Below are 14,752 nucleotides of genomic sequence, written 5' to 3'. Positions count from 1 at the left end.
TCTACATGCAGGAAATATGCATGTTAGCTATCAGCTGTCAGCTACATCAGCCATCAGCTGGCAGCTTAAATCGTAGTTATGTTAACTATATTCTTGCCATCTCAAAAATGTGCCTTTGTGTCCGCTGATCGTCAGCTTACAATCAAACTCTTCACATAGAGCTCTACGGCTTATCAAAAAGTGCAGCAACGATACAATTGGTTACGGTTTTTCAGCCTCTGACGGTGCTGCGGTGGATTTTAAAAATCAAACATCACATCATATTCCTCACTAGGTAAAGCATAAGTGGTAATGATTGCTTCCGCAACCCGCAGCCCGTCAACGGCGGCGCTGACAATACCTCCAGCGTAACCCGGGCCTTCCCCGGCGGGATAAAGGCCTTTCAAGCCTATTACCTGGTAATCGTCGCCGCGCCGGATGCGAATGGGGCTGGAAGTCCTTGTTTCCACCCCTGTCAAAAGGGCATCTTTACCTGCATATCCCTTAATCTTCCGGTCGAAGTCCAACAACGCCTCGTGCAATACTTCACCAACTTCTTTGGGCAAACAGTCCCGCAGGTTAGCCGGGGTTACACCGGGTTTATAAGTGGGGGCGACAGCACCTTGCAAGTCTGTGCTGGACCGGTCCGCCAGGAAATCCTCCACCTTTTGCGCAGGAGCGTGATAATTTTTCCCTCCCAGCTCGAATGCTTTTTTCTCCCAAATCCTCTGAAAGGCAATTCCCGCTAGGGGGTCATTGCCAGGATAATCCTTGGTGCCCACTGTCACCACTAAGCCGCTGTTGGCCACCCCGGAATCACGCCTGTACTCGCTCATGCCGTTGGTAACAACAGTGTTTTCCTCCGATGAACCGGCTACCACGTAACCCCCCGGACACATACAAAAGGAATAAGCCCCTCTGTTGTACTTTTCGCTTTGATAGGTCAGCTTGTAGTCTGCCGCCCCCAAGCCGGGGTGACCGGCGTAGCTGCCGTATTGGGCCCGGTCAATAAAGCTTTGCGGGTGCTCGATCCTTACTCCTATGGCAAAAGGCTTGGGTTCAACGGGCAAATCCCTTGCGGCCAACATGGCGAAAGTGTCCCTGGCGCTGTGGCCGGTAGCCAAAACGGCCACTTCCGCAGGCAATTCATATTTATGATTAACTTGTAAAGCTTTTAAAAGGCCCTTTTCAAAAAATAAATCAGTCACTGTAGCTTGAAAAAACACTTTAGCTCCTAAAGCCAGCAGTTTTTGCCGCAAATTGCAGACAATTTTCCGCAGCCGGTCAGTGCCTAAATGGGGCTTATGGAAGTAGGTTATTTCTGCCGGAGCTCCTGCTTCCACCAGAGTATGCAGCACCTCCGCCACCCTGGGGTCTTTGCTCCTGGTGGTCAGCTTGCCGTCGGAAAAAGTGCCGGCCCCTCCTTCACCGAACTGCACATTGGATTCCGGATTTAGCTGTCCGGTTTCCCAGAACAGAGAAATGTCACGGTGCCTTTCCTCCACTTTTTTGCCCCGTTCCAGAACTACGGGTTTATACCCCAGTTGGGCCAGTTTCAGGGCGGCAAATAATCCTGCCGGCCCGGCTCCAATGACTACAGGGGGCAATTTCAGCCGCTCCGCTCCCCGCTCCAGGGGCTTGAGTGAAGGTTGTTCCGCCGGCGCTACACCCGGCATCTTCTTACGCAAGAGCTGCCTCGCCAGCTCCTTGTCAGCCAATTCCAGATCCAAAGAATACACAAATGCTAATTTTTCTTTTTTTCTGGCATCCAGGGATTGTTTTTTTATAGCCAGGCTTTTGATACTCTTTTCCGGCACTCTGAGCTTCTTGGCAGCTATTTTCAGCAGTTCCTCCCGGGGAGTATCAATGCCGGTTTTGACGTTTTCCAAGCGTATATTCATTATATACCTACTCCTGCATAAATGTGAAAGCAATCTACAGCCAAGTATAGCATTTGTCATGCTCATTGTTAATATCCCAGCATGTGCACCCTTGTAAACGAGTTAGCCCACATGTATTATGGAGCGGGACTGGTTTCCACAGCCGTCGGCAGCGGTGCTGCAGGTCAAAGGCGTAGGAGCTTGTCCAGAGCGAAATAATACATGTGGGCTTTGTCTACAAGCTGAGGCCGCGCTTGCGGCCCTTTTACTCTCTTTCCACTTCCACAACCACTTTCACCGTTTTGGGTTGGGTGGTAATCCCCTCATCAGGAGTAATCACCGGTACTTCCTGGATTAAGTCAGACGCAAGATCACTCACCAGCACTGATTCCGTAGTCAGGTAATCCAGCGTTGCCAGGCTCTGGTATGGCCCATAAGCTTCTACAATGTCAGGCTCCACGGCCACCCTTTTGATCCTGTATCCCGCTGCAGGCTTACCGATTATGGCCGGCTTAACTAAAAGCTTTTGGCTGGGTGTCTCCTTTAAAACCGGAATATAGACCTCCACAAATTCCGGCTTTGTTCTCAGCATGTCATGAATGAGCCTGCCCCTGTTATCCTTTATTTTAAGCGGCAGCTGTTCCTTGAGGCTTTCGGGACTTTCATCTAATGTAACCTCTACAAAAACCTGGTCAATTGCGTCAAGGAGGCTTTTCGGGCCCTGGACTATGACCTCCGTAGGTGTAACTGAAGGCTCCAAACTGGTATAACCCGGCGCTGTCTGCCCTTGCACCAGCACAGCAACCGGCAGTTGGGCCTCAGAAATCTGGTCAATAGCCACACTTACCTGGGAAGGGTTTACGTTGACCAGCTGCAGCCCCACAGGCAGAGCCACTTCTACAGGTTTGATGTTGGGACCGGTAGTAGCCCCTTGGAGATTGACAAAGGCCCTGATGTCCCTGGAATTTACATTATCGATTAGATTCTTGCGCCCTTCAATCCTAATTTTGACGCTGTCAGGTTTATCGGCCACCATCAAGTCATGGGCCAGGTTTCTGGTTTCCAAAGGAACTTGTAATACTTTTTCCTGAGTAGGATTTTTCTCGGTAGTGACCCACATCCATAAAATAACCGCCAGCAATATGGAAATAATCCGGTAGGCCAGATTAGTCTTAAAAAACCTGTGCATTATTTACCCCTCCAATGCCAAAAACTGCCTGATGTCTGCACATTACGGGGCATGAGCAGGTTCTCCAGCAGCTCCCGCAAGTTCTTTTCATCCAAATACCTGGTGAGCTTACCTTCTTCTGCAACTGACACGGTGCCGGTTTCCTCCGAAACAATTACGGCCACTGCATCTGAAACTTCAGTTATTCCGAGCGCAGCCCGGTGCCTGGTACCTAATTGCTTGCTGAGGTAAGGGCTGTCGGTGAGAGGTAAAAAGCAGCCCGCGGCAATCACCCTGTCCCCGCGGACAATAGCTGCTCCATCATGTAAGGGTGTTTTCGGTACAAAAATATTGACCAAAAACTCAGCTGAAACTACGGCATCCAGTTTAATACCCGTTTCAATAAAATCATTAATCCCGGTTTCCCGCTCAATGACAATTAAAGCTCCGTCCTTATTCTTTACAAGGATCTGTACTGCCCTGACCAACTCGTTGATCAAGCGGGACATATCCTCTTCCCCCAGAAAAGTGATGGGCCTGGCAAAAAACTTGCCCCGGCCTAACTGTTCCAGGGCCCTGCGGAGTTCAGGCTGGAAAACAATAGGAAGCGCAACCACAATGGCCAGGCGCACCTGCTCCAGGATCCACTGGATAGTCTGCAGTCCCAGCATCTTACTTAAAAAAGAAGCAACGACCAGTACGGCCAACCCTTTAAGCAATTGAACGGCCCTGGTCCCTTTAATCAACATCATAAAACGGTAAATGACAAAAGCCACGATTACGATATCGATTAAAGCCAAGATTAAATCGAATATATTGTCGATTGGCAAAATAGAGAGCCTGGTTAACATCTTTCCACTCCGAGTTTGATGGTAGATTTTTCTATGAATAATGTAATAAAAATTTGCCTTTGTTTAACTCAGTTAGTATATTATTATTATGTTATCACGGCTTACTAAATTAAGGTAGGTTTATTTGCAGTTTCGACAAAAGCCTAAAAAATACCTTTTAAAAATTACTGAAAATATAGAGCAAAATTGGAACCGGCATACAGGTTGCCCCTGGCATCTACTTACTTTAAAATAGTGATAAAGGAGTTGAACCGGAATGGTTAAAAAATGGCATTTATATTTAACAGTCATCTGCTTGATTTCCGGCGTTCTATTGATTACGCTGTTTAAAACCCAACAAGCCGTCCGGGCCGAAGCCGCAAGCAAAAAAGCCAACAATCTTATCTCCGTAATTGATGGGTTGGAAAAAGAAACAGACGCCCTGGAAGAGAAGATTGCTGCCTTGCGGGAACAGATCGATGCCATCCAGAAAGAGCAAATCAGCGGTGAAGACCGGATGGCAAGTCTAAAGCAAGAGCTGGAAACCCTGAAAATGCAGGCCGGCCTCACCGAAGTAGAAGGCCCCGGCGTAATTGTAGTCCTGGATGATAATGCCAAAGGAGCCGAGGCTGCCAAAACATCGGACCTGTCCACATATAACCCGGAAAAATTTATTATCCACGACAAAAACGTATTATATGTAGTAAATGATTTAAAGAATGCCGGCGCTGAAGCAATCAGCGTCAACAACCAGCGCATCGTGACCACCAGCAACATCCGCTGTGTGGGAACCGTCATCCTGGTCAACTCCACCCGCATGGCACCCCCTTACGAAATAAAGGCCATCGGCGATCCGGAGAAACTTGAGCAAGGAGTTGTCAATGGAATAGATTATTCCTATCTAAAGAAGAATGATTTTCCGGTCAAAATTATCAAAGAGGATAACATTGTGATTCCTGCCTACAAAGGCAGCTATTCCCCCGTCCATGCCCAGCCACAGGAACAGGAGGAAAGCAACAATGAATAAACTGAAAAACTGGCAGATTGCGGTAACATTGGTGCTCTTTGTGCTGGGCATCTTCCTCTCGGTACAGTTCAGGACCCAGCAAACACTGCTTGACTCCCTGGAATCCATGAAAGAAGAGGACCTGGTAGCCATGTGGAAAAACCTGAACGACAAACGCGCTAAGCTGGAACAAGAGATCCAGCTTTTAAACGGACAGTACAGAGAACTTATGGAGCAGTCTAACCTGGGCAAGAGTACCTTCGCCAACGTACAAAAAGATCTGGATAAACTGCGGTTGATTAACGGCTTACTGCCGGCCAAGGGCCCAGGCATTACGTTAACTATCTCCGGGGAATCAGCTGTTTTGGCCGTGGACTTGGTTGACTTAGTCAATGAATTATGGGCTTCCGGCGCCGAAGCAATCGCGATCAATGGCCACCGGATCATAGCCACTACTTCCATTGCCCAGGTGGAAGATGCTTATTCCTTTTACAACACTGTTGACGGGGAAAGACTTTATTACCCCATTGTGATTGAAGCCATCGGCGATGCCAACACTTTGGAAAAAGGACTGACCTTCACCGGAGGCATTATCGATAACCTAAATTCCTTTTCGATTTACCCCCAGATAGAACAAAAACAGGAAGTGGTCATTCCTGCAGTGAAGTACCCCCAGAGATGGCAGGTTGCCAAAATCAAAGAGAACAAGGAGAATTAGCCAAAAGCGGTGTCCAGCCAAAGACACCGCTTTTTAACCAGCGCTTTTCCGGCTGCCCAGGGCAAAGAGAGATATGACCAGTCGCACCGGCCAGAAAGAGAGCTTGCGCTTCATATCCCTTCTTTCCTCATGCAAGCGGGCTAAGTTGCGCTGCAGCTCTTGATTGGCATACTGCATGCTGTCCAGTTGACTTACTTTTTCCTGCAGCTGCTTTTTCAAGCGAACTATTTCGGCCTCGGCCTCCTCAATGGTACGGTTTAAACTGCTCTGTAACTGCAACATTTTGTTTTCCAGCTGTTCATTTTTCACTTTTAACTTGTTTTTCTCCTGGCGTAAATTCACTAACTGCTGGCTTTGTGCCTCCATCTCCTGGATGAGCTGTTCTTCACGCTGCTGCATCTTGCCTAATTCAGCCTTCAGCCTGGCGTTTTCCAGATGCCAATGCTCGTTTTGCATCGCCAGTTCGCTCAGTTTTTGCTGGTAAAGAGCCTGCTCTTCCCGGTAATGGTTTTGCAAGTAAACCAGCTCATCCTGCAGGCTTTCCTTCTCCTGCTGCAAGATACGGGCCTCCGCCAGGCTGCCGGCAGCCTCCTGCCTGGCTTTCTCCAGCTCCTGCTGGGCTTTTTTGATCTGTTCCAAAAACTGAAAGTACCTGTCTTTCATGGCAGGATTGCAGCGCCACACTTCGCCCTCCAACTCTTCAAAGAAGGGATAAGCTCTGAGCACCGGCTCCAAGTTGGTGGAACTGATTCCCATGGCTTTTAGGGCTGCTTCCAAATCTGTCACGCGTAAGCCTTGGGGATAAAGCTCCATCACTAAAATTAGCGCCCTTTCCAGGTCAAGCTGCTCTTTCCCGGCTGTTTGACAAATTCGGGCTAATTTTTGCACCCTCACGCCCTCGCTGTAGACTTCTGCTTCCCTTTCACCGGTAAAATCCAGGGTAAAGGTTGGCAACAGATCACCTACTGTCCAACTGAGTTCCAGAATATGTCCCGGTTCTAAGCCGTTTGCTTTGAACCAGCCTGCAAAGCCTACCAGGACATGCAATTCCCGGAGGTACCAGATACCAGTATTTTTGCCACTTAGCTGGAAATTTAGATAGCATTCCGCAGGAAAATCGCGAAAAATTTTTTCCAGCCGCCTGGTTAAAGTGAGCTTACCCTTTTCCAGGTCATCGGAAGATAAGATATACTGCCGCTTGTTGGGCTGGTTATCTTTGATAATAAGCATCAGTTCCGCTTCCTGCAGCACATTGATTTCTGCCTGCCTGAAGACTTCCAGGGGATCCGCAGTTGTTAAACCTGCAATCATTTTGTTGTAGAGCTCGGCACTGTAAACCATTCCCGGACAGACCTCTATCAGTCGCCCGTCCTCCTTAACCGCCTGCTGCAGCAGTTCAGCACTTACCTGGCCGCCCAGCTCCTTTTGCAGCATCAATAGGCTGAGGGGCTGCCCGTTTTTAGTGATGCATTCCAAAATGGCACTAATCAGGCTGCTGCTTACCTTGGTCAAGACCCGCCAGGTGCTTAGAGCCCACTTGCCGTTCTTTAACCTGATAAAGCGGCTGTCCCAAACCAGATCCTTTTCCTGTCCAAGCTGAAATGAATTTTCCGCCGCAATTTTTTTCAACTCATGGAAGTTCAAAGGGTGGGCCACGGTGCTGAGCCACTGGTAAACCGGGTCATTTGTTTCCTGTCCCCTTTTATCCACCGTCCATTTTCCATCTTTTTCTACAAAACAGGGGTTATGCAAGAGTACCCGCGCCAGATTCTTGGCAAGCCTGTCCACAGGATAATCGGTCAGCGTCTTGGCTAACTTCAGATTTAGTTTATCAATCTCCAGCGAGCACGCGGCCAGTAGTTGTTTAAGATGATCAGTTAAGCTGTCCAACTGCCCGTTTATTACAATTTCCAGAGTTCTTTCATTTTTTGTCTTTTTGTTTCTAGTTTTACTTTTGCTTTTTACCCTTGTCTTTTTCACAAAAACACCCCGTTCCCCGTTATCTTCAAAAATCAGGAGAATTATTGGATGTCCTGCGAAAAAAATCCTTCGGGAAAAAAAACTGCTTTTGTCTAATGTCGGAAAAAGAAAGTCGGAAGTTAGACATATGAAGTCGAAATAAAAATTGCTGGTTGATGAAACTTTTGGCACCCTTTTGGAGTCTATATGCTGGAAACCAAAGTAAGGAGGAATGTAGTGGTGAAAAAAAGTTTTGCAGTTTTACTGATTATCAGCTTGCTCATCTCCGTGCTGCCGGCAGCTGCTTTTGCCGGAGAGCAACCGGCAGGCGCAATAACACTGGAAAAAGCCATCGAAATTGCCAAAGGCTTTTTCCAAATTCCCAAAGAATATGACCAGTTTGATTCAAGCTACGAACAAAATGAATTCAGCGACGTCTGGTCCCTGCGGTGGTATCCCGGCAAAAACAACGAGGGTACTTACGGGGAGGTTAATGTCAGGATTGATGCCACTACCGGTGAAGTGGCAGGCTATAGTTACTACAGTTCCAAGGACTACCAGGGGGAAATAAGCAGCCTGCCAAAAATCACAAAAAAAGAAGGGGAAAAAATTGCTCTGGATTTCATCAAGAAAGTGGCTCCTTCCAAAGCTGATGAAATAGTCCTAAAACCTAACCAGCAAATTTATTACGGCGCACCTGTATTCCATTCCTATCAATTTAACCGTGTGATCAATGGAATTGAATACCCCGCCAATAACATCAACATGGAAATCAACGGGCAGACAGGCGAGGTCCGCAATTTCTGGGTAAACTGGGAAAACTTAAGCGCCGCTCCCGCTAAAGCCAAACTTTCCCCCAGTGATGCCCAAAAGATTTTCAATGACAAGTTCGGTATTGAACTAAGGTACTTTAAACCCTATTCCGAGAACAGAATTCCAAAGCAGGTAAAGCTGATCTACGAAATAGTCAACCCCTACCAGGTGAATATTGATGCTCTGACAGGGGAGATAATCAGGGAAGAAATGTTTTATCCCTATTTTAAAGAAATGTATGATATGGGAGGCGCCGGAGGTGCTTATCCCGCCGAATCGAAGCTTGAGCCCTACGAGCAAAAGGCGGTTGATGAGCTGAAGGATGTAATCTCCAAGGAGGAAGCACTGTCCATCGCAGAAAAAGCCATAGATTTGCCGTCTACTTTTAAATTGCGCGGTGCCCAGCTGTTCAGGGACTGGGAATTCCCGGAACTGAAAATATGGAGCTTTAACTGGAACGTGGAGGAAAAGGACCACTATGGCTGGGCCAGCGTGGAAGTGGATGCTAAGACAGGAAAAGTGCTAGCTTTCGATTTCAACGAAGACTATGCTAAGCCGGTGTCCGAAGGGCAAAAAACGGAGCAGAAGCCCCTTGTGATTAAAACCCGGGAAGAAGCGGAAAAAGTAGTGCAAAATTACCTTAAGGAAAACTTCCCGGCAGTAGTTGACAACCTGCGGCCGCAACAGGATTTTGACTATGAACTGCGCCTCAAATTCGGGGACGCCCCGGAAAAGGAACTGCCCAGTTACTATTTCAGGTACGAGCGGGTTGTAGACGGCATTCCTTTTGCTAATAATTATGTAAATGCTACGGTTAACAGCTACACGGGTAAGCTGAGCAATTTCCGTATTCGCTTCCTGGATGTGGAATTTCCGCAAAAGGATAATGTGCTGGATAAAGCTAAATTCACTGAAGATTTCTTTGCTAAAAACCCCATGAACCTGGTGTACATCAAGGACCGGGACAGAAACCTGCGCCTGGTCTATAAACTGGCCCCCATTGAAAGCTTCCGCTTTGACGCAGTTACGGGCCAGAAGCTGGGCTGGAACGGCGAGCCTTTGAAGGAGAAGGCAAACCCCGAAATAACCGATATTCAAGGTCACTGGGCTGCAAAGGATATCGAAACCCTAAACGAACTGGGGATGTTGACAGTAAATGACGGGCTGTTCAAACCCGAAGCCGAAATCAGCCAAGCCGAATTAATGAAAATGCTGGTTAAAATCAATAACGGCTACCTTTCAGACGCCACCGAAGGCAACTGGTATGACCCTTATTACCGCCGGGCCAAAGAAATGGGCTTAATTTTGGAAAAAGAAGTTAACCCCACAGCTGCCGTAACCAGGGAAGAAATGGCCAAATTCTTAACCCGAATGCTTATCTGGGATAAAGTTGCCACTCTCGATATTTACAAGTTAAACAACTACAAGGATGTAGATAAGATCTCCAAAGGCTACCTGGGCTACGTAGCAATTGCCAGCGAGCTGGAGCTCATGACCGGCGACGGCTCCAACTGGAACCCACAGACTAAAGTGAAAAAAGGCGAAGCCAGCGTAATTACCGTGAGATTTATGAAGCTGGAGAAGAACCGGGTATATTAATAATTCAAGTTTTCCAAGCTAAAAGGGAGATTAAGCTCATGCCCAATCTCCCTTTTAGCTTGCCGTACAAACAGTCAGGCTTCCTGTACGGGGGCTGCCATTTTAACCCCTTTTTCAGGGAAGAAGGAATACTTTTGCGCCAGTTTGCCGTACCAGGCTGCCCCCTGCACCTGGATAATGAAAGCCAGGGTAACAATTAAGGCAGCTTTGGCACCAAATGCAGTCACCGCAATCCCCAGCGAAATTGAAAGGTTCCGCATCACCGTACCGTAGACCAGGGCAAAACTGTCCGCCCTGTCCATGGTCCAACGGCCTACCAGCGTACTTACCAGGAAATTAGCCAGATAAAAGACGACTAAGGCGACCAGGGAAATAAGGAGCAACTCGGGCTGGCTGAGGATCATTTTGGCTTTCATGCTGATACTGGAAAAAATGACAAAAAGCATAGCCCAAACGCTGGCAGCTGGAAAAAGCGGTTTAAGCTCTTTTTGAAATCGTTCTGGGGAATATTTTTTTATTAATAGCCTATGGGTTATATTGCCCAGAATTAAAGGCGAAACCACTACAATAACAATAGTCTTAAAAATCTCGACTATGTTGATTGGCACATACTTGCCAACCATAGCCAGCAGGTACCAGGGAGCCAGCAAGGAGCCTAGCACCAAGCTTATTACCGTAAGTTTGATGGCGGCAGGCACATTGCCTTTGCTTAGCATAGTCCAGGATATAGTCATTCCGCTGGTGGGAAGCAGGGAAGCAATAGCCAGCCCGGCAAATAACTGAGGCTCAGCGGTAAAGAAACCCAGTCCGAGCAAATAAGCAAGCAGAGGTATCAGCACAAAATTAATTACCAAGGACCAACCAAGCACTCTCCAATGAGTTAGGCTGACTGTCTCGCTCAGCTTAAAACCGATCATGGTTGGGTAAATCATCAAAAAAGTGGCCCAGAGAATATATTTTTTCAAAAAGGATAAGTCAAAAAAATAGCCCAGCAGAAAACCTGTCACAAGTACCACGGGGATTGCTACTACCAGATTTTTTGAGGGGTAAAAATAGATTTTTTTGAACATCTGCTTTTCCTCCTCCCAATTTTATACCCCCTAGAGGTACTTTTTATTATACTTTATTGTTTTTACGCTGTCAATTAATATTAGTGTAACAAGTTATTTAGATGCGCTCAAACTATACTTATTGCGTAAAAGAGAGAGCCACCAAGGCTCTCTCACTATACACCTTCCACAAATTTTTTTATGCGTTCCGCTCCTTTTATTAACTTCTCCATAGAGGTAGCGTAAGAGATGCGAATATAATCAGGAGCGCCAAATCCGGTGCCAGGCACCACGGCCACATGCTGCTGTTCCAGGAGGGCTTGGGACCAGGCATCCACATCCCTGTAGCCTCCTTTGGCCATAGCCCGGCTCACGTTGATAAAAACATAAAAAGCTCCTTTAGGTAGCAAACAATGAATGCCTTCCACACTGTTCAGCATTTCTACGACCGCCTTGCGCCTCTTGTCGAACTCCGCTTTCATCATCTGCAATGCTTCCTGCGGGCCCTGCAAAGCAGCCAAAGCCCCATACTGGGCAAAACTGGTAGGATTAGAAGTGCTGTGGCTGGAGAGATTGGTCATTGCTCTAATCAACTCTGCATTTCCTGCTGCGTAGCCAATCCGCCAGCCTGTCATGGAATATGGTTTGGACACGCCGTTAATGACTACAGTATGGTCATAGGCTTCCTTGCTTAAGGCGGCGGCACTTACATGTTCCTCTCCGTCATAAATCAGCTTCTCATAAATTTCATCGGACACTATGAGGATATTTTTTGCTATGCATATTTCGGCTATTTTCTCCAATTCTTCCCGGCTGTAGATACTTCCTGTGGGGTTATTGGGTGAATTGATGATGAGTGCCTGAGTCTTTTCGGTAATGGCTTGTTCCAACTGCCGCGGTGTGATTTTAAATTGGTTTTCCTCCTCACCTGCCAGATAAACAGGGATACCTCCCGCCAATGTTACCATCTCAGGGTAGCTAACCCAGTAGGGAGACGGGATCAGCACTTCGTCTCCCGGGTCCAAAAGGGCCTGAAACAGATTATATAAGGCGTGTTTGGCTCCGTTGCAGACGATAATCTGCGCCGGCTTGTAGCTCAGCCCGTTTTCCTTCTCCAGTTTTTCACAAATTGCCTTTTTAAGTTCCGGAATCCCGGCGGCCGGGGTATATTTGGTATGGCCGGCTTCCATAGCATTGATCGCCGCGTCAATAATGTGCTGCGGCGTATTGAAATCAGGTTCACCGGCCCCCAGTCCCACCACATCATAGCCTTGCTCTTTTAGTTCCTTGGCCTTAGCAGTAATGGCCAGTGTTTTAGATGGCGTTATACCCGCAACCCGCTGTGCAATTTTCAAACTAACCACCCCAACTATTCTTTAATCATACTTATATTGTACTTGATCCCAGTCAAGTATTTCAAAAAATTTTCATATAGAAAATCCCGTACTGCAGGTACGGGTGAATATACTCTCTCCTCCACGTTTACATTCGGCTTTATCTTAACATTATTCTATGGCTTTTTCCCTTCTCTATACAAAGAAATCCCTCCGGCGGGAGGGATTTCAGATTACCCTGAAAATGTTAACCATTGTGTCCGCTGCTCCAAAGACTATCGCCAAGAGCGCTTGCTGCTTAAGCGTTTAACTTCCAGCGGCACGCGGTGACGCGACGTCCTATCGCTCCACCGCTCTCGCGGCGTCCGTGCCGCTCGTCCGCTTCCAGTCAAACTCTTCGCAGAGCGCTCTAGGGCTTGTCATAATGTCGCAGCTACACACAATGGGTTACAATTTTTGCATTTGTCTACCAGCTGAAAGTCCCTCGGTGGAGGGATTTCTTTATGTCAGCCCCATGTTGTCCGAAGAAACTTTCAAATAATTGTGGCCAGCGAATTGCCAAATATGGCCAAAAGCAGCAGAATAGTCATGATGCCAACAAACAAACCTTTGGCAGTTGACCTTTGCATCCGGAACCCTCCAATCAATAATCTGAAAAAACGCTCAGCCCATGAAGATTGTATTACTTTGTTTAATAAGACGAATAAAAAGCGAAAATAGTTCCGAAATTTTAAAAAAAAAGAAAACCCCTTACTCCTAAACATATTCATAGGATTGGGGGTTTACTTTTTATTTGATAAGGACACTCCTAACCTTGTGAAGCCTTTAAAACAACTTCTTCGTCGGCTTCATTGGCCATTTGCCGCATCATGGCATAATCCATACTGTCCACCAGGGCCTGCCAGCTGGCTTCGATAATATTATGGGAAACACCCATAGTGCTCCAGGACCCTGAAGTATCCCTGGATTCGATGAGCACCCGCACCTTTGCTTTGGTAGCATCTTTTTCATCCAGCACCCGCACCTTGTAGTCGCTTAAATGCATTTCCTTGAGGAAGGGATAGCATTCTTCCAAGGCTTTGCGCAGCGCGTTATCGAGGGCGTTAACCGGACCGTTGCCTTCCGCTGCCGTATGCACCACCCGCTCGCCAACCCGTAGCTTTATCATAGCTTCCGTGAGCATCTCCTGGCCGCCCCGCTTTTCCACCAGCACCTTGATTGATTCCAAGGAAAAGCTGGACTGGTATTCCCCCGTGGCTCGCTTCAGGAACAGTTCCAATGAAGCTTCAGCTCCCTCAAACTGGTAGCCTTCATACTCGAGCCGCTTGATCTCCTGGATGATTTTCCTGTTCTGTTCTTTGTTGTTCAAAAGCTTCATTCCCAGTTCCTGAGCTTTATACTGCAGGTTGCTGGCGCCGGCCAGTTCCGAGACCAGCACCCGCCGCTTGTTGCCGATTAGTTCCGGGTTCATATGCTCGTAGGTCTTTGGATTTTTCAGCACTGCGCTGACATGAATTCCGCCTTTATGGGCAAAGGCGCTTTGCCCTACAAAGGGCTGGTTGTTGGCTTTAGTCACGTTGGCTATCTCGCTGACATAATGGGACACTTCGGTCAAATGCCTTAAATGCTCAGCATCCAGGCAGTTGTAACCCATTTTCAACTGCAGGTTAGGGATTACCGAACACAAGTTGGCATTGCCACAGCGTTCCCCTAAGCCGTTAATGGTACCTTGTACCTGAGTAACGCCGGCCTGAACTGCGGCCAGGGTGTTGGCCACTGCGAGATCTCCGTCATTGTGACAGTGAATTCCTATGGGAACATTAACCAGGGATAATACCTTTGTAACTATCCCCGAAATCTCGTGTGGCAAGGAACCCCCATTGGTGTCACACAAAGCGATCCAGTCGGCACCTGCCCGCTCTGCTGTCAATATGGTTTCCAGAGCGTATTCGGGGTTAGCTTTGTAACCGTCAAAGAAATGTTCAGCATCATAGATTACCTCGATGCCTTTGCTCTTTAGGAAACTGACGCTGTCATAAATCATGGCCAAATTTTCTTGCAATGGCACATTTAAAGCCTCAGTCACATGCAGGTCCCAGCTTTTCCCAAAAATAGCCACAGCCTGTACTCCCGCTGCGATTATGGCGCTCAAGTTAGCGTCCTCTTCGGGCTTTACTCCCGCTCTCCGGGTGCTGCCAAAGGCGGTAACCTTGGCATGACTAAGCTTTAATTCCCTGACTTGCTGAAAGTACTCCAGGTCTTTGGGGTTAGAGCCCGGCCAGCCCCCCTCAATGTAGTCTACACCGAGTCGGTCCAACCGGGCAGTGATTTTCAGCTTGTCATGAACCGAAAAACTGATTCCCTCTCCCTGGGAACCATCCCGTAAAGTTGTATCATACAGATATACACGCCGCATT

10 protein-coding genes are annotated in these 14,752 nt (G+C 47.6%); 3 read left to right on the top strand and 7 right to left on the bottom strand.

All coding sequences use genetic code 11. From position 1 onward, the window contains the following. Positions 1-239 precede the first annotated feature (239 nt). From EYS13_RS15575 to cdaA, 3 genes are all read right to left on the bottom strand, one after another. Positions 240-1,880 carry an NAD(P)/FAD-dependent oxidoreductase gene (locus EYS13_RS15575; RefSeq protein WP_227764528.1) on the bottom strand — a complete coding sequence of 547 codons (1,641 nt, stop codon included), beginning with the start codon at positions 1,878-1,880 and terminating at the stop codon, positions 240-242. A 244-nt stretch (positions 1,881-2,124) separates the two neighbouring features. Continuing rightward, complete coding sequence (locus tag EYS13_RS15570) at positions 2,125-3,048, bottom strand: CdaR family protein (protein ID WP_227764525.1); 924 nt, start codon at positions 3,046-3,048, stop codon at positions 2,125-2,127. Continuing rightward, complete coding sequence (gene cdaA / locus EYS13_RS15565; RefSeq protein ID WP_227764523.1) at positions 3,048-3,878, bottom strand: diadenylate cyclase CdaA; 831 nt, start codon at positions 3,876-3,878, stop codon at positions 3,048-3,050. Before cdaA ends, EYS13_RS15570 begins: the two co-directional genes overlap by 1 nt. A 256-nt stretch (positions 3,879-4,134) precedes the next feature. On the opposite strand from cdaA, the gene EYS13_RS15560 reads away from it, so the two are divergent. Next, on the top strand, positions 4,135-4,884 hold the full coding sequence (locus tag EYS13_RS15560; protein ID WP_227764521.1) for a DUF881 domain-containing protein: 750 nt from the start codon (positions 4,135-4,137) through the stop codon (positions 4,882-4,884). Further along, positions 4,877-5,581, top strand: coding sequence for a DUF881 domain-containing protein (locus EYS13_RS15555; protein ID WP_227764519.1), 705 nt, complete (start codon positions 4,877-4,879; stop codon positions 5,579-5,581). The genes EYS13_RS15560 and EYS13_RS15555 overlap by 8 nt, the downstream gene beginning before the upstream one ends. 33 nt (positions 5,582-5,614) lie before the next feature. On the opposite strand, the gene EYS13_RS15550 is transcribed toward EYS13_RS15555, so the two are convergent. Next, entirely contained in the window at positions 5,615-7,561 is a 1,947-nt protein-coding gene (locus EYS13_RS15550; RefSeq protein WP_227764516.1) for a hypothetical protein, read from the bottom strand. Positions 7,562-7,777: 216 nt separating this feature from the next. Between EYS13_RS15550 and EYS13_RS15545 the strand changes: the two genes are divergently transcribed. Continuing rightward, positions 7,778-9,952 carry a YcdB/YcdC domain-containing protein gene (locus tag EYS13_RS15545; protein ID WP_227764513.1) on the top strand — a complete coding sequence of 725 codons (2,175 nt, stop codon included), beginning with the start codon at positions 7,778-7,780 and terminating at the stop codon, positions 9,950-9,952. 74 nt (positions 9,953-10,026) lie between these two features. Here the strand turns inward: EYS13_RS15545 and EYS13_RS15540 are convergent, their stop codons facing one another. The 3 genes from EYS13_RS15540 to cimA all read right to left on the bottom strand — a co-directional run bounded on the left by EYS13_RS15540 (position 10,027) and on the right by cimA (position 14,751). Next, positions 10,027-11,022 carry an arsenic resistance protein gene (locus EYS13_RS15540; RefSeq protein ID WP_227764510.1) on the bottom strand — a complete coding sequence of 332 codons (996 nt, stop codon included), beginning with the start codon at positions 11,020-11,022 and terminating at the stop codon, positions 10,027-10,029. 155 nt (positions 11,023-11,177) lie between these two features. Beyond that, complete coding sequence (locus EYS13_RS15535; protein ID WP_227764507.1) at positions 11,178-12,356, bottom strand: pyridoxal phosphate-dependent aminotransferase; 1,179 nt, start codon at positions 12,354-12,356, stop codon at positions 11,178-11,180. Positions 12,357-13,143: 787 nt separating this feature from the next. Beyond that, positions 13,144-14,751 (bottom strand): citramalate synthase, encoded by a 1,608-nt coding sequence (gene cimA / locus EYS13_RS15530; protein WP_227764505.1) that lies wholly within the window; start codon positions 14,749-14,751, stop codon positions 13,144-13,146. Position 14,752: the final 1 nt, after the last annotated feature.

Origin of the sequence: Zhaonella formicivorans (assembly GCF_004353525.1) — a bacterium.
GTDB classification, from domain to species: Bacteria; Bacillota; DUOV01; order DUOV01; family Zhaonellaceae; genus Zhaonella; species Zhaonella formicivorans.
Note: the sequence above shows the minus strand (reverse complement) of the source record. Positions and strands in the feature narration are given on the sequence as shown.